This is a genomic window from Pseudomonas sp. BYT-1 (assembly GCF_023611805.1).
GTDB classification, from domain to species: domain Bacteria; phylum Pseudomonadota; class Gammaproteobacteria; order Pseudomonadales; family Pseudomonadaceae; genus Aquipseudomonas; species Aquipseudomonas guariconensis.
The window spans coordinates 4,498,786-4,523,724 of sequence record NZ_CP072559.1 but is presented as its reverse complement, the minus strand read 5'-3'; the positions used below and the strand labels follow the sequence as shown (position 1 = coordinate 4,523,724).

23 protein-coding genes are annotated in these 24,939 nt (G+C 63.6%); 11 read left to right on the top strand and 12 right to left on the bottom strand.

The window, feature by feature from the left end:
• Nucleotides 1–28 precede the first annotated feature (28 nt).
• From J5X93_RS21130 to pcaC, 4 genes are read left to right on the top strand one after another with little or no spacing between them, the layout of a single operon-like run.
• Nucleotides 29–1,318: an MFS family transporter gene (locus tag J5X93_RS21130; protein ID WP_043206413.1), complete on the top strand. Its 1,290-nt coding sequence runs from the start codon at nucleotides 29–31 to the stop codon at nucleotides 1,316–1,318.
• 9 nt (nucleotides 1,319–1,327) lie between these two features.
• Nucleotides 1,328–2,680 carry a 3-carboxy-cis,cis-muconate cycloisomerase gene (locus tag J5X93_RS21125; protein WP_102081795.1) on the top strand — a complete coding sequence of 451 codons (1,353 nt, stop codon included), beginning with the start codon at nucleotides 1,328–1,330 and terminating at the stop codon, nucleotides 2,678–2,680.
• A gap of 11 nt (nucleotides 2,681–2,691) precedes the next feature.
• A complete protein-coding gene (pcaD, locus tag J5X93_RS21120) occupies nucleotides 2,692–3,483 on the top strand; it encodes a 3-oxoadipate enol-lactonase (protein ID WP_102081796.1) in 792 nt (263 codons plus the stop codon).
• Nucleotides 3,484–3,493: 10 nt separating this feature from the next.
• On the top strand, nucleotides 3,494–3,886 hold the full coding sequence (gene pcaC / locus J5X93_RS21115) for a 4-carboxymuconolactone decarboxylase (protein WP_043206417.1): 393 nt from the start codon (nucleotides 3,494–3,496) through the stop codon (nucleotides 3,884–3,886).
• A gap of 43 nt (nucleotides 3,887–3,929) precedes the next feature.
• On the opposite strand, the gene J5X93_RS21110 is transcribed toward pcaC, so the two are convergent.
• The 6 genes from J5X93_RS21110 to ttgA form a co-directional block, all read right to left on the bottom strand.
• A complete protein-coding gene (locus J5X93_RS21110; RefSeq protein WP_102081797.1) occupies nucleotides 3,930–4,454 on the bottom strand; it encodes an Mpo1 family 2-hydroxy fatty acid dioxygenase in 525 nt (174 codons plus the stop codon).
• Between the two features lie 151 nt (nucleotides 4,455–4,605).
• Nucleotides 4,606–5,535: a LysR family transcriptional regulator gene (locus J5X93_RS21105; RefSeq protein WP_102081798.1), complete on the bottom strand. Its 930-nt coding sequence runs from the start codon at nucleotides 5,533–5,535 to the stop codon at nucleotides 4,606–4,608.
• A gap of 190 nt (nucleotides 5,536–5,725) precedes the next feature.
• The gene (locus J5X93_RS21100) at nucleotides 5,726–6,979 is read right to left on the bottom strand and encodes an OprD family porin (RefSeq protein WP_102081799.1); all 1,254 of its coding nucleotides are present in this window, start codon (nucleotides 6,977–6,979) and stop codon (nucleotides 5,726–5,728) included.
• Between the two features lie 260 nt (nucleotides 6,980–7,239).
• Nucleotides 7,240–8,694, bottom strand: a complete 1,455-nt coding sequence (locus tag J5X93_RS21095) for an AdeC/AdeK/OprM family multidrug efflux complex outer membrane factor (RefSeq protein WP_070576017.1) — start codon at nucleotides 8,692–8,694, stop codon at nucleotides 7,240–7,242.
• Nucleotides 8,691–11,843 (bottom strand): multidrug efflux RND transporter permease subunit TtgB, encoded by a 3,153-nt coding sequence (gene ttgB / locus J5X93_RS21090; protein WP_043206423.1) that lies wholly within the window; start codon nucleotides 11,841–11,843, stop codon nucleotides 8,691–8,693. The genes J5X93_RS21095 and ttgB overlap by 4 nt, the downstream gene beginning before the upstream one ends.
• Nucleotides 11,844–11,846: 3 nt before the next feature.
• Nucleotides 11,847–13,001 carry a toluene efflux RND transporter periplasmic adaptor subunit TtgA gene (gene ttgA / locus J5X93_RS21085; RefSeq protein WP_070576014.1) on the bottom strand — a complete coding sequence of 385 codons (1,155 nt, stop codon included), beginning with the start codon at nucleotides 12,999–13,001 and terminating at the stop codon, nucleotides 11,847–11,849.
• 255 nt (nucleotides 13,002–13,256) lie between these two features.
• Between ttgA and J5X93_RS21080 the strand changes: the two genes are divergently transcribed.
• Entirely contained in the window at nucleotides 13,257–13,889 is a 633-nt protein-coding gene (locus tag J5X93_RS21080) for a TetR family transcriptional regulator (protein ID WP_043206425.1), read from the top strand.
• Between the two features lie 92 nt (nucleotides 13,890–13,981).
• On the opposite strand, the gene J5X93_RS21075 is transcribed toward J5X93_RS21080, so the two are convergent.
• Nucleotides 13,982–15,433, bottom strand: a complete 1,452-nt coding sequence (locus J5X93_RS21075; protein WP_102081800.1) for an MDR family MFS transporter — start codon at nucleotides 15,431–15,433, stop codon at nucleotides 13,982–13,984.
• A gap of 385 nt (nucleotides 15,434–15,818) precedes the next feature.
• On the opposite strand from J5X93_RS21075, the gene J5X93_RS21070 reads away from it, so the two are divergent.
• A complete protein-coding gene (locus J5X93_RS21070; RefSeq protein WP_043206426.1) occupies nucleotides 15,819–16,688 on the top strand; it encodes an oxaloacetate decarboxylase in 870 nt (289 codons plus the stop codon).
• 32 nt (nucleotides 16,689–16,720) lie between these two features.
• Here the strand turns inward: J5X93_RS21070 and J5X93_RS21065 are convergent, their stop codons facing one another.
• Nucleotides 16,721–17,626, bottom strand: a complete 906-nt coding sequence (locus J5X93_RS21065; protein ID WP_102081801.1) for a LysR family transcriptional regulator — start codon at nucleotides 17,624–17,626, stop codon at nucleotides 16,721–16,723.
• 103 nt (nucleotides 17,627–17,729) lie between these two features.
• Here J5X93_RS21065 and J5X93_RS21060 point away from each other — a divergent pair, with 103 nt between their 5' ends.
• The gene (locus tag J5X93_RS21060; protein ID WP_090344970.1) at nucleotides 17,730–18,605 is read left to right on the top strand and encodes an MBL fold metallo-hydrolase; all 876 of its coding nucleotides are present in this window, start codon (nucleotides 17,730–17,732) and stop codon (nucleotides 18,603–18,605) included.
• Between the two features lie 28 nt (nucleotides 18,606–18,633).
• Complete coding sequence (locus J5X93_RS21055) at nucleotides 18,634–19,248, top strand: NAD(P)-dependent oxidoreductase (RefSeq protein WP_102081802.1); 615 nt, start codon at nucleotides 18,634–18,636, stop codon at nucleotides 19,246–19,248.
• On the opposite strand, the gene J5X93_RS21050 is transcribed toward J5X93_RS21055, so the two are convergent.
• Nucleotides 19,219–20,127: a LysR substrate-binding domain-containing protein gene (locus J5X93_RS21050; protein ID WP_052352311.1), complete on the bottom strand. Its 909-nt coding sequence runs from the start codon at nucleotides 20,125–20,127 to the stop codon at nucleotides 19,219–19,221. The two genes, J5X93_RS21055 and J5X93_RS21050, sit on opposite strands and share 30 nt — an antisense overlap.
• 113 nt (nucleotides 20,128–20,240) lie before the next feature.
• On the opposite strand from J5X93_RS21050, the gene J5X93_RS21045 reads away from it, so the two are divergent.
• Nucleotides 20,241–21,878 carry a 5-guanidino-2-oxopentanoate decarboxylase gene (locus J5X93_RS21045; RefSeq protein WP_090344977.1) on the top strand — a complete coding sequence of 546 codons (1,638 nt, stop codon included), beginning with the start codon at nucleotides 20,241–20,243 and terminating at the stop codon, nucleotides 21,876–21,878.
• An 89-nt stretch (nucleotides 21,879–21,967) separates the two neighbouring features.
• On the opposite strand, the gene J5X93_RS21040 is transcribed toward J5X93_RS21045, so the two are convergent.
• Nucleotides 21,968–22,885: an AraC family transcriptional regulator gene (locus J5X93_RS21040; RefSeq protein ID WP_090344979.1), complete on the bottom strand. Its 918-nt coding sequence runs from the start codon at nucleotides 22,883–22,885 to the stop codon at nucleotides 21,968–21,970.
• Nucleotides 22,886–23,085: 200 nt separating this feature from the next.
• Between J5X93_RS21040 and J5X93_RS21035 the strand changes: the two genes are divergently transcribed.
• Nucleotides 23,086–23,379 (top strand): putative quinol monooxygenase, encoded by a 294-nt coding sequence (locus J5X93_RS21035; RefSeq protein WP_043206432.1) that lies wholly within the window; start codon nucleotides 23,086–23,088, stop codon nucleotides 23,377–23,379.
• Nucleotides 23,380–23,491: 112 nt separating this feature from the next.
• A complete protein-coding gene (locus J5X93_RS21030) occupies nucleotides 23,492–23,725 on the top strand; it encodes a hypothetical protein (RefSeq protein ID WP_090345107.1) in 234 nt (77 codons plus the stop codon).
• Here the strand turns inward: J5X93_RS21030 and J5X93_RS21025 are convergent, their stop codons facing one another.
• Complete coding sequence (locus tag J5X93_RS21025) at nucleotides 23,726–24,331, bottom strand: flavin reductase family protein (protein ID WP_043206434.1); 606 nt, start codon at nucleotides 24,329–24,331, stop codon at nucleotides 23,726–23,728.
• Nucleotides 24,332–24,448: 117 nt separating this feature from the next.
• On the bottom strand, nucleotides 24,449–24,892 hold the full coding sequence (locus tag J5X93_RS21020) for a heme utilization protein (protein WP_102081803.1): 444 nt from the start codon (nucleotides 24,890–24,892) through the stop codon (nucleotides 24,449–24,451).
• Nucleotides 24,893–24,939 lie beyond the last annotated feature (47 nt).

Here is a 24,939-nt window from a genome sequence, read left to right as displayed (position 1 = left end):
GCAATGGCCTTCCAGGAGTAAGCACGTCATGACCTCTAGCTATTACACAGGCGAAGAACGCAGTAAGCGCATCTTCGCGATCGTCGGTGCCTCCTCGGGCAACCTGGTGGAATGGTTCGACTTCTACGTCTATGCCTTCTGCGCGATCTACTTCGCCCCGGCGTTCTTCCCTTCGGACGATCCCACCGTGCAGTTGCTCAATACTGCTGGGGTGTTCGCCGCAGGCTTCCTGATGCGTCCGATCGGAGGTTGGATCTTCGGCCGTCTGGCTGACCGCCATGGGCGCAAGAATTCCCTGATGATCTCGGTGCTGATGATGTGCGGCGGCTCGCTGATCATCGCTTGTCTGCCTACCTATGCGAGCATCGGCACCTGGGCGCCGGCCCTCCTGTTGCTGGCGCGGCTGATCCAGGGCCTGTCGGTGGGCGGTGAATACGGCACTACCGCGACCTACATGAGTGAAGTGGCACTGCGCGGGCAGCGCGGCTTCTTTGCCTCTTTCCAGTACGTCACGCTGATCGGTGGGCAGTTGCTGGCGGTGCTGGTGGTGGTGATCCTGCAGCAGTTGCTGACCGAGGATGAGCTGCGTGCCTATGGCTGGCGTATCCCGTTCGTGGTGGGCGCCATCGCCGCGCTGATCTCGCTGATGCTGCGCCGTTCGCTGAAAGAGACCAGCAGCGCCGAAACCCGCCAGGACAAAGAGGCCGGCACCATCAGCGGGCTGTTCCGTAACCACGCCGCGGCGTTCATCACCGTGCTGGGCTATACCGCCGGCGGTTCGCTGATCTTCTACACCTTCACCACGTACATGCAGAAGTTCCTGGTCAACACCGCCGGGATGAACGCCAAGAGCGCCAGCTTCGTGATGACCGGGGCGCTGTTCCTATTCATGATCCTGCAGCCGCTGTTCGGCATGTTGTCCGACCGCATTGGCCGGCGTAACTCGATGATGTTGTTCGGCGCCTTGGGGACGCTGTTCACCGTGCCACTGCTGATGGCGCTCAAGACCGTGACCAGCCCATTGCTGGCCTTCGTCCTGGTGACGCTGGCGCTGTGCATCGTCAGTTTCTACACCTCGATCAGCGGCCTGGTGAAAGCCGAGATGTTCCCCACGCAAGTGCGTGCCTTGGGCGTCGGCCTGGCTTATGCGGTGGCCAACGCGGTATTCGGCGGTTCAGCCGAATACGTGGCCCTGGGCTTGAAAACCCTGGGAATGGAGAACACCTTCTACTGGTACGTGACCGCCATGATGGCGGTGGCCTTCCTGTTCAGTCTGCGCCTGCCGAAGCAGGCTGCGTACCTGCACCATGATCATTAAGGACGTTGCATGACCCACCAGCTCTTCGACGTTTACTTCACAGCGCCCGCCATGCGCGAGATCTTCTGCGATCGCGGTCGCCTGCAGGGCATGCTCGATTTCGAGGCTGCCCTGGCGCGCGCCGAAGCGGCCGTCGGGCTGGTACCGCACAGTGCCGTGGCGGCCATCGAGACCGCCTGCCATGCCGAGCGCTATGACATCCGCGCCCTAGCCGAGGCCATCGCCACGGCGGGCAACTCGGCGATTCCCTTGGTGAAGGCCTTGGGCAAAGTGATCGCCAGCGGCGTACCGGAGGCCGAGCGTTACGTTCACCTGGGCGCGACCAGCCAGGACGCGATGGATACCGGTCTGGTGCTGCAACTGCGCGATGCCCTGGCGCTGATCGAGGCCGATCTTGCCAAGCTGGCCGAGACCCTGGCGCGCCAGGCCCTGCTACATGCCGATACCCCTTTGGTAGGGCGCACTTGGTTGCAACACGCCACGCCCGTCACCCTGGGCATGAAGCTGGCCGGTGTGCTGGGCGCGTTGACCCGCCATCGTCAGCGTCTTGCAGAACTGCGTCCACGGCTGCTGTGCCTGCAGTTCGGCGGTGCTTCCGGCAGTCTTGCGGCCTTGGGCAGCAAGGCTCTGCCGGTCGCTGAAGGGCTTGCTGCGGACCTGGGCCTGAGCCTGCCCGAGCAACCTTGGCATACCCAGCGCGATAGGCTGGTGGAGTTCGCCTCGGTACTGGGGCTGGTGGCCGGCACGTTGGGCAAATTCGGGCGCGATGTGAGCTTGCTGATGCAGACCGAGGCGGGGGAGGTGTTCGAGCCCTCCGCGCCGGGCAAGGGCGGCTCTTCGACCATGCCGCACAAACGCAACCCGGTAGGCGCCGCGGTGCTGATCGGCGCCGCCACGCGAGTGCCGGGCTTGGTATCGACGATGTACGCCGCCATGCCTCAGGAACACGAGCGTAGCCTGGGCCTGTGGCACGCCGAATGGGAAACCCTGCCGGAAATCTGCTGCCTGGTGTCCGGCGCCCTGCGCCAGGCCCAGGTGATCGCCGAGGGCATGGAGGTCAATGCTACGCGCATGCGCCGCAATCTGGATTTGACCCAAGGCCTGGTGCTGGCCGAGGCGGTGAGCATCGTCCTGGCCCAGCGCCTGGGGCGTGATCGCGCCCACCATCTGCTAGAGGACTGTTGCCAACGTGCGGTGGCCGAGCAGCGCCATCTGCGCGCGGTGCTGGGCGAGGACGCGCAAGTCAGCGCCGAGCTGAGCGCCGAAGAACTCGACCGTCTGCTCGACCCTGCCCACTACCTGGGCCAGGCCCGCGTCTGGGTGGCGCGGGCCGTGGCCGAACATCAACGTTTCACTGCCTGAAGGAGACCGCTGTGGCGCAACTGCAACTGGCCGATGGCGTTTTGAACTACCAACTCGACGGCCCAGAGCACGCCCCGGTGCTGGTGTTGTCCAACTCGCTGGGTACCGACCTGCACATGTGGGACACCCAGATTCCGGCGTGGTCCGAGCATTTTCGCGTGTTGCGCTACGACACTCGTGGTCATGGCGGCTCGCAGGTCACCGAAGGCCCTTACCGCATCGAACAGCTAGGCCGCGATGTGCTGGCGCTGCTCGATGCGCTGGATATCCCGCAGGCCCACTTCGTCGGCCTGTCCATGGGCGGCCTGATCGGCCAGTGGCTGGGCATCAATGCCGGCCACCGCCTACTCAGCCTGACCCTGTGCAACACTGCGGCCAAGATCGCCAACGACGAAGTGTGGAACACCCGTATCGACACGGTGCTCAAGGGCGGTCAGCAGGCGATGGTCGATTTGCGTGATGCCTCTATCGCGCGCTGGTTCACCCCAGGATTTGCCCAGGCCCAACCCGATCAGGCTCAACGTATCTGCCAGATGCTCGCGCAGACTTCCCCTCAGGGGTACGCGGCCAATTGCGCCGCGGTGCGTGATGCGGATTTTCGTGAGCAACTGGTCAGCGTCAAGGTGCCGACCCTGATCGTCGCGGGGACCGAGGATGTGGTGACCACCCCGGAACACGGTCGCTTCATGCAGGCGCAGATCCAGGGGGCAGCCTATGTGGAGTTTGCTGCGGCGCACCTGTCCAATGTCGAGATCGGCGCACCGTTCACCCGCCGGGTGCTCGATTTTCTGCTGACCTGCTGAGGAATTGGCGATGGATGAGAAACAACGCTACGAGGCAGGCATGCAGGTGCGCCGCGCCGTACTTGGCGATGCCCATGTGGACCGCAGCCTGGAAAAGCTCAACGACTTCAATGGCGAGTTCCAGGAGATGATCACCCGGCATGCCTGGGGCGATATCTGGACGCGCCCGGGTTTGCCCCGGCATACCCGCAGCCTGATCACCATCGCGATGCTGATCGGCATGAACCGCAACGAGGAGCTCAAGCTGCACCTGCGTGCGGCCGCCAATAACGGCGTGACGCGAGAGCAGATCAAGGAAGTGATCATGCAGAGTGCGATCTATTGCGGGATCCCGGCGGCCAATGCCACCTTCCACCTGGCTGAGTCGGTGTGGGATGAGCTTGGGGTCGAGTCGCGGCAGTGAAACCTGGCGGGGTCGCATTGCGGCCCCTCGCAGGTGTGTGACGTCAGGCTGTCGCTTTCTTCTGGCGCACCGCCACCGGACCTGCCTTGGTTTCCACGGCGCGCTTGAGCGCCGGACACAGCCCCAGCATGAACGCCAGCTCCGCCACCACGAACAGCGGCCCGATGATCAGCCCGCTGATATCGTCCACGAACGCCGGCTTGCGGCCTTCGTAATAATGGCCGACGAACTGGATGATCCAGCCCACCACGAAGGCGCCGAGCCCGGCGCTCAGCCACAGCCCGGTGGCCTGCACCGCAAGTGTCTGGCCAACCCACAGGCACCCGCCCAGTAACGCGCCCATCACCAGCCCGAAGCGCACATCCAGACGCAGGTAGAACCACACCGAGGCGGCGGCGACCAGCAGCGCCGGGGAAAGCCACACCCCCAGCATTGAGCCGCCGGGGCGTGACAGCAGGATGGTCACCGCCAGCACGATCAGCGGAATACCGACGAAATGGGTGGCGATATTGCGTGGGTCACGGTGGTAGCTGGCGTACTGGCTCAGGTGGTCGACGAGGGTTTTCATTGTTGTTTCTCCCTGGGGGCCTGATTGGCTGATGCCTGTCCCGGCGTTTTCGCAGGTTTACCTGCGAAAGGGCTTGTCTGAGCATAGCGCCCGGACATCATGGCCGGAACCTGGTGCAGGTGATGGCCTGTTATCACCGCAGCGAATGGCGTTACCCCAGGCTGCGGGCGGAGGGCTGTGCGGGCGTGTCGAGTCTCACCAGGGTCTCGATCATGGCCCGCGCCGCAGGCGACAGCCGGTAGCCACTGCGGCTGATCACCCCACATCGCAGGCTCAGCACCTCCAGCCCTGGCGGCAGGTTGCGCCAGTGCAGCCGAACCAGGCGGCCGGCTGCCAGGTCCTCGGCGATCGCCTCTTCGCTGGCGTTGCCGATGGCGTCGCTGGCCAGCACGACACTGCGCAGCACGGCCAAGTGTTCGGTTTGCAGGTGAGGCGTGAAGTCGCTGCGCCCGCTCAAGTTGGCCAGTCGTTTGCGCACACCGGAAACGAGCAGGGCGCTGGCCAGTGGATAGGCGAACAGGTCGTTGGTCGACAGGCTGTCCTTGGCCAGCAAGGGGTGCCCGGGGCGGCAGAAGAACAGGCCAGGGCGTGGCGTCAGCGGTTCGGTATGAAAGTACGGGTCGGCCTCGAAGGGGCGGATGTCATCGACGAAGAACTCTATTTGCTCACGGCGAAGTGCCTGGCCCAGCTGCTCTGCATTGTTCACTTGCAAGCGGGTGAGGATCCCTGGGTGGGTCTGGATGAAATGGCTCAGAGCCTCGGGCACCAGACGCGCAGCCAGGGCCGGCCCGCTGCCGAAATGCAGCTCGCCGGCGTCGAGCTTGGTCATCTGGAGCACATCGTTGCTCAACTGCGCGGCACCCTGGACCAGTCGCCTGGCATGTTGCAGTACCACCTGCCCTTCAGGGGTGGGCTGCAGCGCCTTGCTGGCGCGGTCGACAAGCGGGCAACCCAAGGTCTGCTCCAGGCCCTGGATGGCGCGGCTGAAGGCCGGCTGGGTAATGCCCATGGCTTCGGCGGCGCGAACGAAACTGCGATATTCGGTCAGGGCAATGAAGTAGCGCAGTTGGCGAAGGTCCATGTTCGGGCTCTGGTGCGGGGATCAGGGCTCGGTTTTAGCGGGTCGTTACATATAGCGTCAAAGAATTTTATTTGATTTGGTTATTCTTTTTGGTTATTTGCCGGTGATCAGACGATGCGCGGTGTGAACCCGCTCCCACAAAGTCGACGGTGATCTTTGTTGGAGCGGGTTTACCCGCGAAGTGTCCTGGCTAGAGCAGGTTCAGCGGGTAGCTGATGATCAGTCGATTCTCGTCGAACGCGTTGGTGCTGAAATCCCGGCGCATGGTGGAGTTGCGCCATTTAAGCGACAGGTCCTTGAAGGAACCGGCCTGGATCACGTAGGCAAGCTCGGTTTCCCGCGCCCACTCCTTGCCGTCGGTGACGCCGCCGGCCTGCACATTGTCGCCTTTGATGTAGCGGTTCATCAGGGTCAGCCCGGGCACGCCGAGGGCGACGAAGTTGAAGTCGTGTCGCACCTGCCAGGAGCGCTCTTTGGCGTTGTCGAAGCTTGAGTTGTAGCTGTCGTTGGCCAGGGTGCCGCCGCTGGTCCCGTTGACCCGCATCCAGGCGTCGTCACCGCTGACCTTCTGCAGGCCCAGGTAGAACGTATGACCCTGGTAGCGTGCCGAGAGCATGGCCGAGGCGGTGCGGTTGTCCAATTTGCCAGCGCGCTCGGCACCGTCCTCGCCGCCGACGAAATAACCGAGGTTGGCGCCCAGGGTCCAGTCGCCCAGAGGCTGGCTGTGCACCAGGTTGACGTACTGTTGGCGGTAGATGTCCTTGAGCTGGGCATTCCACAGGCCAACCAGCGTGCGCTTGTCGTTGAAGGTGTATTCGCCGCCGGCGAAGTTGAACCGGTCGGAGGTGAAGGCGGCGCGGCCATTGAGCGACATGTCTTCCATGCTGGCGTCGTTGCGCGGGCTGTTGCCACGGAACTGGCCGGCATACAGGGTCAGCCCGGCGATCTCCTGGGAGGTGAGCTGGCCGCCGCGGAAGGTCTGTGGCAGTGAGCGGCCATCGTCCGAGCGCAGGATCGGTAGCACAGGCATCCATTCACCGACCTTCAGTTCGGTCTGCGACGCCTTGGCTTTGAGCGCGATGCCAAGGCGGCCGAAATCATCGGCGGGGCGGCCGTCGTCGTGCACGGGCAGCAGGTGAGTGCCGGCTGTGCCTTTGCCGCCATCGAGCTTGATCGAATACAGCCCGAGCACGTCCACGCCGAAACCGACGGTGCCTTGGGTGAAGCCGGAGCGGGCATCGAGGATGAAGCTCTGGGTCCATTCCTCGGCTTTGCTCTGGCGATTGACCGGGTCGACGAAGTTGCGGTTGATGTAGAAGTTGCGCAGGTTGAGGGTGGCCTTGGCGCCTTCCACGAAACCGCTTTCAGCGGCCAGGGAGGGCAGGGCGCAGAACAGGGCCAACAGGCCGGGCAGCAGTTGGCGTGCGGGTTGCAAAGTGCTCATCGGTTGCGGATCTCTTGTTTTTATTCGGGCGAGCCGGTGCGCTGCGGGTGCGGGCCGCAGGGTGTGGCGTCTTTTGTGAGAGCGTGTGCAACGTTGCGTGGGCGATGGTGCGGTGCAAGGTGAGGGCGAGGCAATTCGCCCAGTGCGGAACGGGGCGATTATCGAACGGAATGTCGACGTGGTTAATTCGGGGGCGCGGTGGGGCTGTCCCATAAAAAAAGCCCACCGCGAGGGTGGGCTTGATGCTGCTAGCGGGTCGCTCAGCCTTTCGGTGTTTCCACCGAAGCCTGCTGGTTGGCCTGCCCGGTCTGCTCGTACCAGCCGCCACCGAGGGCCTTGTACAGGTTGACCTCGCTGACCAGCTGCGAGAGCCGGTCGTTGATCAGCGACTGCTGCGAACTGAACAGGTTGCGCTGGGCATCGAGGAAGGTCAGGTTGCTGTCGATCCCGATGCGGTAGCGGCGCTCGGCCAGGCGGTAGTAGTCCTGGTTGGCGGCCACCAGGTCGCGCTGGGCCTGCAGCTGCTCCTCGAAGGTCTTGCGTGCGGCCAGGCCATCGGAGACTTCCTGGAAGGCGGTCTGGATGGTCTTTTCGTACTTGGCGACGTTGATGTCCTTCTGGATCTTCGAGTAGTCCAGGCTCGCTTTCAGGCTGCCGGCGTTGAAGATCGGCAGGTTGATCTGCGGCTGGAACAGCCAAGTGCCCGACCCGCCCTTGAACAGCCCGCCCATGTCCGGGCTCAGGGTGCCGGCGTTGGCGGTCAGGCTGATGCTCGGGAAGAACGCAGCGCGGGCCGCGCCGATATTGGCGTTGGCGGCTTTGAGCAGGTGCTCGGCTTCCTGGATGTCCGGACGCCGTTGCAGCAGATCCGATGGCAGGCCGGCCGGGACCTCGGCCAGTTGATCGGCGTCGAGCTGAAGCGGTGCCGGCAGGTCAGCCGGCACGCCAGTGCCCAGCAGCACGGTCAGGCTGTTCAGGTCCTGGGCGACCAGGCGCTGGTACTGCGCGAGTTTGACCCGCGCGCCTTCAACGGCGGTGCGGGCCTGGCTCACATCGAGCGCTGAGGCAACACCCACCTCATTGCTACGGCGGGTGAGGTTGTAGCTTTCGACGTAGGTCTTGAGGGTCTCTTCGGTCAGCTTGAGCTGCGCTTGGTCGGCCTGCCAGGTGTAGTAGGCATTGGCCACGCTGGCGACCAGGCTGATTTGCGTGGAGCGGCGGGCCTGCTCGCTGGAGAGGTAGGTCTCCAAGGCCTGCTCGGTGAGGCTGCGCACACGGCCGAACAAGTCCAGCTCATAGGCGCTGACACCCAGGGTGGCCGAGTACTGGCTGGTGATGCCCGCTTCGCCGGTCTGCGACATGTTCGCCGGTACCCGCTGGCGGCTGCCACTGCCATTGGCCGATACCGCCGGGAACAGGTCGGCCCGCTGGATGCGGTACTGGGCCCGGTAGGCATCGATGTTCAGGGCGGCGACGCGCAGGTCGCGGTTGTTGACCAGCGCGGTCTGGATCAGTTGCTGCAGCGCAGGATCATGGAAGAACTGACGCCAGCCCTGCTCGGCCGCGGCTACGTCGGCCGACTGGGTCGGCGAGTACGCAGGGCCTTGCGGCCACTGCGCCGCCACTGGCGATTCAGGGGTCTGGTAGTCAGGGATCAGCGAGCAGCCGCCAAGGATGAAAGCGGTTACCGCCAGGGATAACAAAGACTTGGTCATTGCCCAGCCTCATAACGAGTAGTTTCAGGGGTGGCGTCGGATTCAGGCTTCTTGCTGCCGAACAGCGACGACACTGCAACGAAGAACAGCGGTACCCAGAAGATGGCCAGCACGGTCGCACTGATCATACCGCCGATCACCCCGGTGCCGATGGCGTGCTGGCTGCCCGAGCCTGCGCCGCTGGCGATGGTCAACGGTACCACGCCGAGGATGAACGCCAGCGAGGTCATGATGATTGGGCGCAGACGCATGCGGCAGGCCTCGATGGCTGCGTCATACAGGCTGCGGCCCTGCTCGTGCAGTTCCTTGGCGAATTCGACGATCAGGATCGCGTTCTTCGCCGCCAGGCCGATAGTGGTCAGCAGGCCGACCAGGAAGTACACGTCGTTGGACAACCCGCGCAGGCTGGCGGCGATCAGCGCACCGATGATACCCAGCGGTACGACAAGCACGACGGCGATCGGAATCGACCAGCTTTCGTACAGCGCTGCCAGGCACAGGAACACGAACAGGACCGAGAGGGCGAACAGCGCCGGCATCTGCGAGCCGGAGAGTTTCTCCTCGTAGGACATGCCGGTCCAGGAATAGCCGATGCCAGCTGGCAGTTCGCCCGCGATGCGCTCGACCTCGGCCATGGCTTCGCCGGTACTGTAGCCCGGTGCCGGGGCACCGAGGATTTCGACCGCTTCCACACCGTTGTAGCGCGAGAGCTTCGGCGAGCCATAGCTCCATTCGCCCTTGGCGAAGGAGGAGAACGGCACCATCTCGCCCGCGCCATTGCGCACGTACCACTTCTGCAGGTCTTCCGGGCTCATCCGGGCGCTTGGTTCGCCCTGGATGTACACCTTCTTGACCCGACCGCGGTCGATGAAGTCGTTGACGTAGTTGCCGCCCAAGGCGATCGACAGGGTGGCGTTGATGTCGGCGATGGTCACGCCCAAGGCGCTGGCACGTTCGTCATCGATGATCAGCTGGTACTGCGGCTCGTCGTTCAGGCCGTTCGGACGCACCGCGGTGAGCACCTTGCTCTGGGCGGCCTTGGCCAGGAACTGGTTGCGTGCTTCCATCAGTTTTGCGTGGCCGACACCGGCGCGGTCCTGGAGGAACACGTCGAAGCCGGTGGCGTTACCCAGTTCGAGTACCGCAGGTGGCGCGAAGGCGAACACCATGGCGTCACGGAAGCTGAAGAAGTGCTGCTGGGCGCGGGCCGCGAGGTTGAACACGCTGTTTTCCGCCGAGCGTTCGTCCCATGGCTTGAGCATGATGAAGGCCATGCCCGAGCTCTGGCCGCGGCCAGCGAAGTTGAAGCCGTTCACGGTGAAGACCGAGGAGACGGTGTCAGCTTCGTCCTTGAGCAGGTACTCGCGCATCTGGTCGACGACCACCTGGGTACGTTGGGCACTGGAGCCGGCCGGGGTCTGAACCTGGGCAAACAACACGCCTTGGTCTTCCTCGGGCAGGAACGCTGTGGGAATGCGCATGAACAGCCAGACCATGCCGACCACGATCAGGGCGTAGGCCAACAGGAACGGGAACTTGTTGCGCAGGATGCCGCCGACGCTGCGCTCATAGCCTTGCACGCTGCGGTCGAAGTTGCGGTTGAACCAGCCGAAGAAGCCGCGCTTGGCCACATGATGCTCGCCCTTTTTCAGGGGTTTGAGCATGGTGGCGCACAGTGCCGGGGTGAAGATCAGCGCCACCAGCACCGACAGGCCCATGGCCGAAACGATGGTGATGGAGAACTGACGGTAGATCACACCGGTGGAGCCGCCGAAGAAAGCCATCGGCAGCAGTACCGCCGACAGCACCAGGGCGATACCCACCAGGGCACCCTGGATCTGTTCCATGGAGCGCTTGGTGGCCTCCTTGGGCGGCAAGCCCTCTTCGGACATGACCCGCTCGACGTTCTCCACCACGACGATGGCGTCGTCCACCAGCAAGCCGATGGCCAGGACCATGGCGAACATGGTCAGGGTGTTGATGCTAAAGCCCGCGGCGGCAAGGATGCCGAAGGTACCCAGCAACACCACCGGTACGGTCATGGTGGTGATGATGGTGGCGCGGAAGTTCTGCAGGAACAGGTACATCACCAGGAACACCAGGACCACCGCCTCGATCAGCGTGTGGATCACGCCGCTGATGGATTCAGTGACCACCGGAGTGGTGTCGTAAGGGAACACGGCCTTCACGCCCGGCGGGAAGAACGGCTCCAGGTCGCTGATGGTCTTGCGCAGCGCCTTGGCGGTATCCAGGGCGTTGGCCCCGGTGGCCAGCTTGATCGCCAGGCCCGAGGCCGGGAAACCGTTGTACTGGGCGCTGATGGCGTAGTTCTCACCGCCCAGGCCGACCTTGGCGACATCGCTCAGACGCACCTGGGAGCCGTCGCTGTTGACCTTGAGCAGGATCTTTTCGAACTGCTCGGCGGTCTGCAGGCGGGTCTTGCCGATGATGGTGGCGTTGAGCTGGGTACCGGGCATGGCAGGTAGACCGCCGAGCTGACCGGAGGATACCTGCACGTTCTGCGCGCTGACCGCGTTGCGCACGTCGACCGGAGTCAGCTGGAACTTGTTCAGCTTGGCCGGATCGAGCCAGATACGCATGGCGTACTGGGCACCGAACACCTGGAAGTCACCCACGCCGGCAGTCCGCGAGATCGGATCCTGCATGTTGGAGACGATGTAGTTGGACAGGTCGTCCTTGGTCATGCTGCCGTCTTCGGACACCAGGCCGATCACCAACAGGAAGTTCTTCACTGCCTTGGTGACGCGGATACCTTGCTGCTGCACTTCCTGCGGCAGCAGCGGGGTAGCCAGGTTCAGCTTGTTTTGCACCTGGACCTGCGCGGTATCAGGGTTGGTGCCCTGCTCGAAGGTGGCGGTGATGGTCATGCTGCCATCGGAGTTGCTCTCCGAGGAGACATAACGCAGGTTGTCGATACCGTTGAGCTGCTGCTCGATGACCTGTACCACGGTGTCCTGCACCGTTTGCGCCGAGGCGCCCGGATAGGTCACGGCGATCGCGATGGCCGGCGGTGCGATGCTCGGATACTGGTTGATCGGCAGCTTCAGGATGGAGAGCGCGCCGACCAGCATGATGACCAAGGCGATCACCCAGGCGAAGATCGGGCGATCGATAAAGAACTTCGACATGGTTTACTCCGCTTTGGCGTCTACTTTCGCAGTGCTGGCCTGGTCTGGGCTGCCTGGCTTCTTGACGTTGGTGGCTTCGCTGACCTTGACCTCGACACCAGGGCGCACGAACTGCAGCCCTTCGGTGATGAGGCGGTCGCCTGGGTTCAGGCCTTCCTCGATCAGCCAGTCGCTGCCCAGGGTACGACTGGCCTTGAGCTGGCGCAGTTCGACCTTGTTTTCCTGGTTGACCACCAGCGCGGTGGGGGTGCCCTTCAGGTCACGGGTCACGCCCTGTTGTGGTGCCAGGATGGCGTTGGCATTGACCCCGGCCTTCAGGCGGGCGTGAACGAACATGCCCGGCAGCAGGGTGTGGTCAGGGTTGGGGAAGATGGCGCGCAAGGTCACGGAACCGGTGGTTTCGTCGACCGCGACTTCGGAGAACTCCAGCCGACCTTGCTGTTTGAACAGGCTGCCATCCTCAAGTACCAGCTGGACGGAGGCGGCGTTCTCGCCGGCCTTCTGCAACTGGCCGCTTTCCAGGTCGCGTCGCAGCTTGAGCAGCTCGGCGGTGGACTGGGTGACATCGACGTAGATCGGGTCGAGCTGCTGGATGGTGGCCAACGCGTTGGCTTGGCCATTGCTCACCAGGGCACCTTCGGTGACGGACGAGCGCCCGACACGACCGCTGATCGGCGCCAGAACCTTGGTGTAGCGCAGATCGATCTGGGCGCTTTTGAGCGAAGCCTCGGCCTGCAATCGTTTGGCATTGGCGTCGTCGTATTCCTGCTTGGAGACAGCCTGCTCGTCGATCAGTTGCTTGTAGCGCTCGGCCAGCGAACGGGTAGCTTGCAGGTTGGCCTGGGCATTGGCCAGGTTGGCTTCGTAGACGGCCGGGTCGATCTGATACAGCTGCTGACCTTCCTTGACGTCACTGCCTTCCTTGAACAGGCGCTTGAGAATGATGCCATTGACCTGTGGGCGGACCTCGGCGACGCGGAAGGCGGTGGTACGCCCCGGTAGCTCGGACGTCAGGGTATAGGCCTGAGGCTGGAGAGTGACAACGCCGACCAGAGGAGCCTGCGCCGCAGGCGCTGCTTCTTCTTTCTTACAGCCACTTAGCAGGGTTGCCAGGGCGACGGCGGAAACCAGGGCGGTGACGGCTGGCTTGAATTGCATAGGATCCTCGGGTCGCTAGAGCAGGGAGACGCTCAAGAATAATTGAAGTGTTTTCAGAAAAGGTGCTATCCGGTGGATAAATAGCTTACTAACGAATATACTTACATTCATGCTTGTTTGTAAATACCGCAGTCAGCCTTGAACGGGCGCTGCGGATCCGTCGAATACTCCCCGGGAGACGCCCTTAAAGAGGCGACCCCGGCCTGAACCCCGCGCGCCGGTCGAGCCTGCGGGTCGTGATGAGGTTGAGCTGCCATGGTCCGTCGAACCAAAGAGGAAGCCCAGGAAACCCGTGCCCAGATCATCGAGGCAGCGGAAAAGGCCTTCTACAAGCGCGGGGTTGCGCGAACCACCCTGGCCGACATCGCTGAACTGGCGGGTGTGACCCGTGGGGCGATCTATTGGCATTTCAACAACAAGGCCGAGCTGGTGCAGGCGCTGCTGGACAGCCTGCATGAAACCCATGACCACCTGGCCCGCGCCAGCGAGAGCGAGGACGAACTCGACCCGCTTGGCTGCATTCGCACCCTGTTGCTGCAGGTGCTCAATGACCTGGTGCTCGATGCCAGGACCCGACGCATCAATGAAATCCTGCACCACAAATGTGAATTCACCGACGACATGTGCGAGATCCGCCAGCAGCGCCAAGGCGCTGTGCTGGACTGCCACGAAGGCATCGCCTTGGCCATGGCCAATGCCGTGCGCCGTGGGCAGTTGCCCGAGGATCTGGATGTGCAACGTGCCGCTGTTGCGTTGTTCGCCTATGTCGATGGCCTGATCGGGCGCTGGCTGTTGCTGCCGGACAGCTTCGACCTGCTGCGCGATGTGGAGCGTTGGGTCGACACAGGGTTGGATATGCTGCGCTTGAGCCCTTCCTTGCGCAAATGACACTTTGTGAATGATTGTGATGAAGTGTTTCCCCCTTTCATTAAGGGGGAGTTAATGGTTATGCGCAGCCCAATGCAGTGTGGCAGATGACATCAACGTCCTCGTAGTTGCCGGTCGGGCATGACCAGCGCGGCGGCTAGGCCCAGAAGCGACAGGGCGGCACTGGTCATCAGCAAGTGACGGAAGGTTCGCAACAGCCGCGCTTGGGTCAATGGGTCCGGTTCGCCTGCCTGCAGGCTACCCAGCAGCGGATTGCCCAACGCCTCGAAACCGTCCTGATGCAGCAGCGCCAACAGCAAACTGGACATGCAGGCCACCCCCATGGCGCCGCCCAGGGCGCGGAACAGGTTGGTGGTACTGGTGGCAACGCCGATGTCCTTGTGCTCCACCGCGCTCTGGGTCCCCACCAAGGAGGTCGGGAACTGCAAGCCGCAGGCAATACCGGTCAACAGCATGAACACCGCGCCGAGCAGCGCCGATTGCGGTGGCGTGAGGGCCATGCCGAGGATAGCCAAGGGCATCAGTACGAAACCGATAACGATTTGCGGGCGATAGCGACCTGTGCGACTGGTCAGGCGTCCACCGGTGAAGGCGCCCAGGGGCAGCCCCATCGCCAGCGGCAACAGATAAAGCGCGGCGCTGTCGGCGCCTGCGCCGGTGATGCTCTGGTAGCGCAGAGGCATCAGCATGGTCAGCGAGATCGATTGGAAGCTGGCGAAGAAGATCGCGCACCAGCACAGCATTGCAGTGCGGTTGCCGAACAACTTGAGCGGCAACAGCGGCTCTGGGCAGCGCCGCTCATGGCCGATGAACACCACAAGGCCCAGCAGGGCACCGCCCAGCAGTGCCAGCACCGGCGGCGATAGCCAGGCGTGGCCCTGACCGACCAAGGTGATACCCAGCAGTAGGCTGCCCAGGCCCAGGATCAGCAGCAGCGCACCGAGGTAATCCACCTGGGCCTCTCGGCGCTGTACCGGCATGCCGGCCAGGGCACGGCGGATCGCCCACAGGGCGAACAGACCCAGGGGCAGGTTGATCCAGAACACCCAGCGCCAGGACAGGTATTCGGTCAACCAGCCACCGAGCACCGGTCCGGCGACGCTGGCCAGGGCGTACATGCTGCTGAAATAGCCTTGGTAGCGGCCGCGCTCGCGAGGCGGCACGAAATCGCCAATGATCGCCTGGCTCACCGAAACCATGCCCCCTGCGCCAATCCCCTGGACCACCCGCGCCAGTACCAACTGCTGCATGTCCTGGGCCAGGGCGCAGGCCACCGAAGCCAGGGTGAACAAGGCCGTGCCCGTGAGGATCATGCGCCGCCGGCCATACAGGTCGCCGAGCTTGCCGTAGATCGGCACGGCGATGGTCATGGCTACCATGTAACCGGAGATGACCCAGGCCAGCAGACCGACATCGTTGAACTGTGCGGAAATCGCTGGCATGGACACGGCGACAATGGTCTGGTCCAACGCACCGAGAAAAATCGCCAGCATCAGGGCGGTGAGGACTGTGCGCAGGACAGTAGGGGGCAGGGCGGCAGTCACGGAAAATACCTTGTCGTGGTCGCTGTCTGGGGAGGTTGGCCGCGCCTCAGCCAAGCGCGGAGCAAGGCCGCATTGTAGCTGAGTTACGTAGCTTCCTATGTACTATGCGCATCCCCTATGCAAGATCGGCATTGGCGCATCCATCCAGTAGCGCATGGCTGCGTGATATCGTGATCTGACCGCAACGGCTGAAATCCGGGCTTTGCACCAGCATGGTGCAGCCATTTACGTGCGGATTTCATGCTGTTGTACCCCACACCTTCTATTCCTCTGCCTGCATGTCGAGCATGACCGCCCTGATGGCGACGGTTGGAACAGGTCAGGTAGACCCGATTCAAGGGTCAGTAGTCAGCCCGTTCAAATTTCCTGTTATTGCGGAGTGATCATGCCCAAGGCTTCCCACCACGATCTGCGTTTTGCCTTCCGTGAACTGCTTGCGTCCGGTTCGTGCTATCACACCGCATCGGTGTTCGACCCCATGTCGGCCCGCATCGCCGCTGACCTGGGTTTTGAGGTCGGTATCCTCGGTGGTTCGGTTGCCTCGCTGCAGGTACTGGCCGCGCCGGACTTTGCCTTGATCACCCTGAGCGAGTTCGTCGAGCAGGCCACCCGCATTGGCCGTGTCGCACAGTTGCCGGTGATCGCCGACGCCGACCATGGCTATGGCAATGCGCTCAATGTCATGCGCACGGTGATCGAGCTGGAGCGCGCCGGTGTCGCCGCGCTGACCATTGAGGACACCCTGCTGCCGGCCCAGTTCGGTCGCAAATCCACGGACCTGATCTCAGTGGAGGAGGGTGTCGGCAAGATCCGTGCGGCCATCGAGGCGCGGGTCGACTCGGCGCTGTCGATCATCGCCCGGACCAACGCCGGTGTGCTGTCGACCGAGCAAATCATCCATCGCACCCAGAGCTACCAGAAGGCTGGTGCCGACGGTATCTGCATGGTAGGCGTCAAGGATTTCGATCAACTGGAGCAGATCGCCGAGCACCTGACGGTGCCCCTGATGCTGGTGAGCTACGGCAACCCCAACCTGCGTGACGATGCGCGGCTGGCGAGCCTGGGGGTGCGGATCGTGGTCGATGGCCATGCCGCCTATTTCGCCGCCATCAAAGCCACCTATGACTGTCTGCGCCTTCAGCGTGGGCAGCAGAACAAATCCGACAACCTCAACGCGACCGAGCTTTCCCACACCTATACCCAACCTGAGGATTACATCCGTTGGGCCAAGGAGTACATGAGCGTCGAGGAGTGACCGGCGACTGACTCGGCGCAGCCGCTTGCAGGTCAGAGGTCTTCATCCCACTGCGGCTCATCGGTGAACCGCTGCGCGAGAAAATCCAGCATGCTGCGCAGGGTTGCCGGCATGTGCTTACGCGAGGTGTACACGGCATTCAGGTTCAGCTCGCGCGGGCGCGCCTCGGGCAGCAGACGGACCAGTTCTCCACTGCGTAGCGCTCCTGCCGCCTGGTAGGTCGGCAGCATGGCGATGCCGGCACCGGCCAGCGCGGCCTTCTGCAAGGTCATGGCCTCGTTGGCGCTGATGTTGCCTTGCACCGGCACGGCCACATGCCGCCCCCCGACTTCGAACTGCCACAGGCTATGCCCGAAGTAGGCGTGGGTCAGGCAATTGTGCTGGCTCAGTTCTTCGACCTGCTGCGGCATGCCATGTTCGGCCAGGTACTTCGGCGCGGCGCATACCACTGAGCGACACACTGTCAGGCGCCGGGCGATCAGGTTCGGGTCCAGGTCGTTGCTGGTGCGGATCGCCAGGTCGATGCGTTCGTCCACCAGGTTGACCGTACGATCGAGCATCTGCAGTTCCACCCTCACTCCCGGGTAACGCCGTACGTAGTCGGCCACCGCATCCACCAACTGGGCCTGGCCGAACGAGGTGCTGACGCTGATGCGCAGCTCACCGCGTGGCGCGTCGTCCGGCTGGCGTACAGCGGCCTGTAGATCACCGGCCAGCTCCAGCAATTGGCGACAGCGCGGCAGGGTTTGCTGGCCGGCGGCGGTGAGGCTGAGCTTGCGTGTGGTGCGCTGCATCAGACGCGCACCGACCCAGTCCTCCAGTTCCGCCAGATAGCGCGACACCACAGGCCGAGAGAGTTGCAGATGGTCGGCCGCGGCTGACTGGCTGCCCAGGTCGACCACGGTGACGAAGACGCGCATGGCGTTTAGACGGTCCATGATTTGTCCGCTTTCAGAAACAAACTATGTCTGAGCATCGCATTTTTTGTGATGGATTGGGCAACTATGCTGTTGCTCACTCTCCCGTTCACAGGAATGTCCGATGTCGCTCATCTCCACCCTGCGCAGTCTGGTACTGGCCAGCCTCGCCCTGGCCGGCCAGGCGTTGGCCGCCGAACCCCTTCAGCTCGAGGTGTACAACCCAGGCCATGAGGCGATCTTCCCGGTCAGCTCGGTGATCGTCAGTGGCAAGCACGATGCCATCCTGGTTGACGCCCAGTTCGGCAAGGCCCAGGCCGAGCAACTGGTACAGCGCCTCAAGGCTGGTGGCAAGCGATTGACCACCATTTATGTCAGCCATGGCGATCCGGACTATTACTTTGGGCTGGACACCCTGACGCGTGCGTTTCCCCAGGCCCGAGTGGTCGCCTCGGCCGCCACTGTGGAGCATATCCGCAAGACCATGGACGCCAAGCTGGACTACTGGGGCCCGCAAATGGGCAGCGACAGGCCCGCGAAACTGGTCGTGCCGCAGGTGCTGGTGGGGGATCGCCTGGCGCTGGAAGGGCAGACGCTGGAAGTCGTCGGTCTCGATGGGCCACAGCCAGACCGTAGTTTCGTGTGGATTCCCTCGATCAAGGCTGTGGTCGGTGGCGTGGTCGTGGCCGAGCACATTCATGTCTGGATGGCCGACACCCAGACCGCCCAGTCCCATGCCGATTGGCTTGCCACCCTCGAGCGCATCGAGCGGCTCGCTCCGCGCACAGTGATCCCCGGCCACTACCTCGGGCAGAGCAGCCGCTCGCTGGACGCAGTACGTTTCACCGCCGGTTACATCCGCGCCTTCGACGCCGAAGCAGCCAAGGCCGCCGATGCCGATGCGCTGATCAAGGCGATGGAGCAGCGGTATCCAAAGCTGGGCGACGCCAGTTCGCTGGAACTCAGCGCCAAGGTCGCCAAGGGCGAAATGCAGTGGTAGTTCTTTTCAACTGATGGAGTGTGTCCCCATGAGCAAGATCGCAATCATCGGTGCCACCGGTCGTGCCGGTAGCCAGTTGCTGGAAGAGGCTCTGCGCCGCGGCCATCAGGTCGTGGCCATCGCCCGTGACCCGTCGAAGCTGGACGGGCGTGAAGGCGTTACCGCCAAGGCGCTGGACGCCAAGGACAGTGCAGCCCTGCAGGCCGCCGTGGCCGGGACGGACGCCGTGCTGAGCGCGGCGCATTTCGCGACGATCGAGCCCCAGGCAATCATCGAGCCGGTCAAGCGTGCGGGCGTGGCCCGCTTGCTGGTGGTGGGCGGTGCCGGCAGCCTGCTGCTACCCTCCGGGCAACGGGTCATCGACAGCCCGGACTTCCCCGAGGCCTACAAAGCCGAAGCCAGCGCCGGCGTGCGTTTTCTCGACGCATTGCGTCAGACGTCGGGCCTGGATTGGACCTTCCTCTCGCCCTCGGCGGAGTTCGTCGAAGGTGCGCGAAGCGGGCACTACCGTCTGGGCAAGGATCAGTTGCTGATCGGTGCCGATGGCCGGAGCTGGATCACCTTCGCTGACTACGCTATCGCAATGATCGACGAATTGGAGAAACCAGCCCATTCACGGGAGCGGTTCACGGTGGGGTACTGAGTCGTCTGGTCTGGCCTGTGCCTGGAGCCAGTCCAGCAATTCGACCAACCCCGGCGGCAGGCTCCGGGCAGGGCTGACCAGGTAGTAGCCTTTGCCCGTGAGCACCTTCAGCCCGAACGGCATGCACAGCCTGCCACTGCGCAGGTCATCGCCGACCAATGCCCAATCGCCGATCGCGACTCCCGTACCCTGGGACGCCATGGCCATCGCCATGTCCAGCGTCTCGAAATGCTGGCGCGGCCCATTGAGCTCGATACTGGCGCCTGCAGCCTGCAGCCATAGGCGCCAGTCGTGCTCGTCCCGTGACGGATGCAGCAGCATGTGACGGGACAGGTCTTCGAGCCGCGTTAGCGGCAACTGCCCTTCGAGCAGCGAGGGCGCGCACATCGGCGTCAGTTGCTCATCGAACAGCTTGCGTACTTGCAGTCCCCCGTTGGGCAGTGCGCCATACACCACGGCGGCGTCGAAGCCCTCGCGACGGAAATCCACGCCATGCTGCACCGTGGTGGTCAGCTCCACCGGCACGTCCGGACGCAATGCCTGCCATTCCATCAGCCGCGGCAGCAACCAGCGCATGACACAGGTGGGCGCCTTGAGCTGCAGCGTGGCACTGTGGCGGCCGACCTCGCGCACACCCTGTTCGATCAGGGCGAAAATCTGCTGTACCCGCGGCAGCCAGTCCTGACCCTCCCGGGTCAGGCTCAGGCCACGCGCCTGACGCTGGAACAGCGCATAGCCCAGGTGCTCTTCCAGCCCGGCGATCTGCCGGCTGACTGCACCTTGAGTGATGTGCAACTGCTGGGCTGCCCGGGTGAAGTTGCAGTGCTGGGCGGTGATCAGGAAGGTGTGCAGGGCGGGGAGGGGCGGGAGGCGTTTCATCGATGTGAGCCATGATCCTGAGACATGGCTAGTATGTGTTTTTTTGCATTGTGGCGATAGCTGCGCCTTGGTTCCATAAACACAGATTTTCAACAAGAACCAGGGTGAATCCGATGGCAACCTGCGGCGAAGTATTGGTCAATCTCCTCGAAGGCTATGGCGTGGACCATGTCTTCGGGATTCCGGGCGTGCATACCGTGGAGCTCTACCGGGGCCTCGCGGGTTCCTCCATCCGCCACATCACCCCTCGTCATGAACAGGGCGCTGGGTTCATGGCCGACGGCTATGCCCGTACCCGCGGCAAGCCCGGGGTCTGCTTCATCATCACCGGCCCGGGCATGACCAACATCACCACCGCCATGGGTCAGGCCTACGCCGACTCGATTCCGATGCTGGTGATTTCCAGCGTGCAGTCCCGGGACCAGCTTGGTGGTGGTCGCGGCAAACTGCATGAACTGCCCAACCAAGGTGCGTTGGTTGCCGGCGTGGCGGCGTTTTCCCACACCCTGATGAGCGCTGACGACCTGCCGCAAGTGCTGGCGCGCGCCTTCGCGGTGTTCGAGGGCGCACGTCCTCGGCCTGTGCATATCGAGATCCCCCTGGACGTGCTGGTCGAGCCCGCCGACCACCTGTTGCCGGCGCGGCCTGTACGCACCGCTCGTGCGGGGGCAGCGCCCCGGACTGTGGCGCTGATGGCCGAGCGCCTGGCCAAGGCCCAGCGTCCGCTGATCCTGGCCGGTGGCGGTGCGCTGGCGGCAGGCCCTGCACTGGCGGCGCTTGCCGAGCACCTGCAGGCACCGGTGGCCCTGACCATCAATGCCAAGGGCCTGTTGCCGGCCAGCCATCCATTGCAGATCGGCTCGACCCAATCGCTGGTCGCGACGCGCGCGTTGGTGGCGGAGGCCGATGTGGTGCTGGCGATCGGCACCGAGCTGGCCGAAACCGACTATGACGTTACCTTCAAGGGCGGTTTCGAAATCCCGGGTAGTTTGCTGCGCATCGACATCGATCCCGACCAGACCGTGCGCAACTACCTGCCGGAGCTGGCACTCGTCGCTGACGCCGAACAAGCCGCCGAGGCGCTGCTGGCTGCCTTGCAAGCGCTGCCTACACCCGCGCTGAACGCCGCCTGGGGTAGTGCCCGTGCCGCACGCCTGCGCAGGGACCTGGCCAGCACCTGGGACCAGCCGACCCTGAGCCAGACCCGTCTACTCACCGGCATTCTCGAGGCCCTGCCTACGGCAATCCTGGTGGGCGACTCGACCCAACCGGTGTACACCGGCAATCTCACGCTGGACATGTCCCAGCCACGGCGCTGGTTCAACGCCTCGACCGGCTACGGCACCCTGGGCTACGCCTTGCCGGCCGCCATGGGCGCCTGGCTCGGCAGCGCCGAAGACGCAGCGGACCGATCGCCCGCGGTTTGCCTGATCGGCGATGGTGGCTTGCAGTTCACCCTGCCGGAGCTCGCCAGCGCGGTGGAGGCCCAGGTGCCGTTGATCGTGCTGCTGTGGAACAACCAGGGGTACGAGGAAATCAAGAAGTACATGGTCAACCGAGCCATTGAGCCGGTGGGTGTGGACATCCATACCCCTGACTTCATCGGCGTGGCCCAGGCGCTGGGCGCGGCGGCATGCAATGTGGGCGATGTCGCGCAGTTGCAGGCGGCGCTGCACAAAGCGGTCGAGCGCAAGGGACCGACCTTGATCCAGGTCGACCAGACGCAGTGGCAAGCTGCGGTGGCAGGTTGAGGGCGAACACCAGCCCTGAGGTCATGTTCGCGGATAAAGCCGCTTCCACTGGGTCTCCTTAGGCAGGCCTTGCTGGAAGCGGCCTTGCCTCAACTGGCGTTGGCCCGCAGCCGCGCCACGTCCCGAATCGGCGGCGCCCCATACAACCGGCTGTATTCACGGCTGAACTGCGAGGGGCTTTCATACCCCACCCGATAGCCCGCCACGGCGGCTTCCAGTCCGTCATTGAGCATCAGCCGACGGGCTTCCTGCAGGCGCAGCTGTTTCTGGTACTGCAAGGGGCTCATCGAGGTCACGGCCTTGAACCTGTGGTGCAAGGTCGAGGTGCTGAGGTTCACTTCCCGGGCCAGGTCTTCGATGCGCAGCGGCTGCTGATAGTGGCGGTTGAGCCAGGTGATGGCTTGGCAGACGCGGTGGGTCTGGCTGTTGGCCAGGGCGATTTCATACAGGCGATGGCCCTGCGGGCCGCGCAGTAACCGGTAGAGAATCTCGCGGCGAATCAGTGGCGCCAACACCGGGATGTCCCTTGGAGAATCGAGCAACCGGAGCAGGCGCAGCAAGGCGTCGAGCAACTGCGGATCGGTCCTTTCCACATACAGGCCCCGGCCAGACGGTAGGTTGGGCACCATCATCGGGCTGCTTTCGGCGATCAGCTGGCTGATCTGCGCCGGATCGATGTCCATGCGAAGGCCAAGGCTCGGGTTCTCGGGGCTGGCTTCGAGCAGCGCACCGCTGATCGGCAAGGTCACCGACACCACCATGTAATGCAGCGGATCATAGGCGTAGCGCTCATCGCCCAGGAACAAGGTCTTGCTGCCCTGGGCCAGGACGCACAACGCCGGCTGCGCCAGAGCCGGCATCGAGCGCACGCTTTCGCGGTAGCGGACCAGGTACAGATCCTCGATGGCCGATGCCGGACCATAAGGCTCGCCGGCATGGCGGCCAATCAGGTCGGCCAGCTCCTGGCGCTGGGCCTCGAGGGTGGGTTCCAAGGGTGTTGCGGGCATGGCGGTTTCCTCTGCTGACCGACGCAGCATAGGTTTGGGCAATGACAGGCGCTAGTCGAAAGCTGCCGCTCGATTGCCTGATCCTGCCGCGCGGCAGGATCAGGCAATCGAGCGGCAGTAATGACCTAACGTCGCGCGAGGGCGGGGCACTAACCTTGGCAGCCTGGTTTTTCCGTCCGCATGCTTCAAGGAGATCGTTCATGACCCAGCCACAACCGGTCACTCACCTGGCTTTCATCCGTGCCAGCAGCGGTCGTTCGGCGGAACTGGGCGCGCGTCTGCGCGACCTGCTGGAGCCTTCGCTGCGTACCCCGGGTTGCCTGAGTTTTACCGTACAGCGGTCCCAGGCCGACGACGACCTGTGGTTGCTCAGCGGCAGCTGGAGCGATCAGCAAGCCATGAGCGGCTACTTCGCTTCGCCGACCCTCGAGGTGTTTGGCGAGCTGGTGCAGGCCCAGGTGGTGAGCAGCCTGGACCTGCATACGTTTGCCTGATGTCTATGCATGGACTTTTTGCGGGCAAACCTGCTCCTACAGAGGCGTGAAACTTCATCCGTGATTGAGGGGTAGAATGGCGGCCCTCGTTTTTCGGATGCGGATTTGCAGCATGGCACGTAGAGAGTTTTCCCACTTCGAAGCCGTTTCGGCGATGGTCCCTGTACAAGGCGGTGGTTACAACGCGGCCATCGCCGTAAAAGCCCTGGGCATGGGCGGCGCGCCGCGCTTTCACAAGGTGCTCGATGGCCAGGTGTTTCAGAGTGCAGTGGCGGCCGACGAGGCCGCCTGTACCGAACTCGCACGCCTGCAAGGCGTGGGCGAGGAAGGCGAACTGATTTTCTGATCAGACCTGCGGGCGGGCCATCTTGAACAGATTGCCCAGCTCGAAGTAGTCCGCTGGGCCTCCTCCCCGCAGGATCGGCTCGGCGGCGGCGGTGTCGTAGATGCCATCTTTGAGCAGATGCTCGGCGATGTGCACGGCCACGACTTCCCCCAGGATCAGCCAACTGGGCACCAGCGCCTGGTCGGCCCGCTTGAGCTGCACGATCTGGCTCACCTTGCATTCGAAGGCCACCGGGCTTTCGCCTACTCGAGGTACACCGACGATGCGCGATGCCGTCGGCGTCAGACCGCTCAATTCGAACTCATCGACATCCGCGGCTACCGCCGCGCAGCTTTGGTTCATCGGCTCGGCCAGTGTTCGGGTCGCCAGGTTCCAAACGAATTCGCCGGTCTGCTCGATATTGTTCAGGCTGTCTTTGCGCCCAACGCTGCAGAAACCGATGATCGGTGGAATGTAGTTGAAGGCGTTGAAGAAACTGTAAGGCGCCAAATTGAGGCGGCCTTGCTGGTCCTGGGAAGAGATCCAGCCGATAGGGCGGGGGCCAACGATGGCATTGAACGGGTCGTGGGGCAGGCCATGGCCTTTGGCGGGTTCGTAGTAGTACATCTGCGCAAGGCCCGTAGGCCCTTTCCTTGTTGTGAACGAGGTGCCTAGTGTGCCAAGGCTCCAGCCCGCTGGAAATGATCAAGCCCGGCCGAAGCCGGGCTGGGCGCTCGCATCGGATCAGCTGATGCGGTGGGCATTGGTGCGGTCGAAGCCGTCTTCGGCGAAGCGCTGTGCGCCGGTGCGGTCGTAGCCATCTTCGGCGAAGCGCTGTGCGCCGGTTCGGTTGAAGCCGTCTTCGGCGAAGCGCTGTGCGCCGGTGCGGTTGAAGCCGTCTTCGGCGAAGCGCTGTGCGCCGGTGCGGTCGTAGCCGTCTTCAGCGAAGCGCTGTGCGCCGGTGCGGTCGTAGCCGTCTTCAGCGAAGCGCTGTGCACCGGTGCGGTCGTAGCCGTCTTCAGCGAAGCGTTGTGCGCCGGTGCGGTCGTAGCCATCTTCGGCGTAAGTTGCCGATTGGGTCTGGGCGGCGGCGAAGCTGTGGGCGCTGGTACGGTCGAAACCGTCTTCGGCGAATGCACCGGTAGCCAGTGCCGACAGAGCCAGGGTCAGGATCAGTTTGCTTTTCATGGTCGTTGCTCCAGTGAGATTCGCGGGTTGTTTGTTTCTATGGGTTT

Bases quoted from the DNA above. Each gene is read 5' to 3' on its own strand.
- J5X93_RS21080 (WP_043206425.1), top strand. From the start codon at position 13,257: ATGGTCCGTCGAACCAAAGAGGAAGCCCAGGAAACCCGTGCCCAGATC.
- J5X93_RS21055 (WP_102081802.1), top strand. From the start codon at position 18,634: ATGAGCAAGATCGCAATCATCGGTGCCACCGGTCGTGCCGGTAGCCAG.
- ttgA (WP_070576014.1), bottom strand. From the start codon at position 13,001: ATGCAATTCAAGCCAGCCGTCACCGCCCTGGTTTCCGCCGTCGCCCTG.
- ttgB (WP_043206423.1), bottom strand. From the start codon at position 11,843: ATGTCGAAGTTCTTTATCGATCGCCCGATCTTCGCCTGGGTGATCGCC.
- J5X93_RS21105 (WP_102081798.1), bottom strand. From the start codon at position 5,535: ATGGACCTTCGCCAACTGCGCTACTTCATTGCCCTGACCGAATATCGC.
- J5X93_RS21040 (WP_090344979.1), bottom strand. From the start codon at position 22,885: ATGCCCGCAACACCCTTGGAACCCACCCTCGAGGCCCAGCGCCAGGAG.
- J5X93_RS21125 (WP_102081795.1), top strand. From the start codon at position 1,328: ATGACCCACCAGCTCTTCGACGTTTACTTCACAGCGCCCGCCATGCGC.
- J5X93_RS21050 (WP_052352311.1), bottom strand. From the start codon at position 20,127: ATGAAACGCCTCCCGCCCCTCCCCGCCCTGCACACCTTCCTGATCACC.
- J5X93_RS21100 (WP_102081799.1), bottom strand. From the start codon at position 6,979: ATGAGCACTTTGCAACCCGCACGCCAACTGCTGCCCGGCCTGTTGGCC.
- J5X93_RS21045 (WP_090344977.1), top strand. From the start codon at position 20,241: ATGGCAACCTGCGGCGAAGTATTGGTCAATCTCCTCGAAGGCTATGGC.
- J5X93_RS21020 (WP_102081803.1), bottom strand. From the start codon at position 24,892: ATGAAAAGCAAACTGATCCTGACCCTGGCTCTGTCGGCACTGGCTACC.
- J5X93_RS21065 (WP_102081801.1), bottom strand. From the start codon at position 17,626: ATGGACCGTCTAAACGCCATGCGCGTCTTCGTCACCGTGGTCGACCTG.
- pcaC (WP_043206417.1), top strand. From the start codon at position 3,494: ATGGATGAGAAACAACGCTACGAGGCAGGCATGCAGGTGCGCCGCGCC.
- J5X93_RS21025 (WP_043206434.1), bottom strand. From the start codon at position 24,331: ATGTACTACTACGAACCCGCCAAAGGCCATGGCCTGCCCCACGACCCG.
- J5X93_RS21035 (WP_043206432.1), top strand. From the start codon at position 23,086: ATGACCCAGCCACAACCGGTCACTCACCTGGCTTTCATCCGTGCCAGC.
- J5X93_RS21095 (WP_070576017.1), bottom strand. From the start codon at position 8,694: ATGACCAAGTCTTTGTTATCCCTGGCGGTAACCGCTTTCATCCTTGGC.
- J5X93_RS21070 (WP_043206426.1), top strand. From the start codon at position 15,819: ATGCCCAAGGCTTCCCACCACGATCTGCGTTTTGCCTTCCGTGAACTG.
- J5X93_RS21130 (WP_043206413.1), top strand. From the start codon at position 29: ATGACCTCTAGCTATTACACAGGCGAAGAACGCAGTAAGCGCATCTTC.
- J5X93_RS21030 (WP_090345107.1), top strand. From the start codon at position 23,492: ATGGCACGTAGAGAGTTTTCCCACTTCGAAGCCGTTTCGGCGATGGTC.
- J5X93_RS21060 (WP_090344970.1), top strand. From the start codon at position 17,730: ATGTCGCTCATCTCCACCCTGCGCAGTCTGGTACTGGCCAGCCTCGCC.
- J5X93_RS21110 (WP_102081797.1), bottom strand. From the start codon at position 4,454: ATGAAAACCCTCGTCGACCACCTGAGCCAGTACGCCAGCTACCACCGT.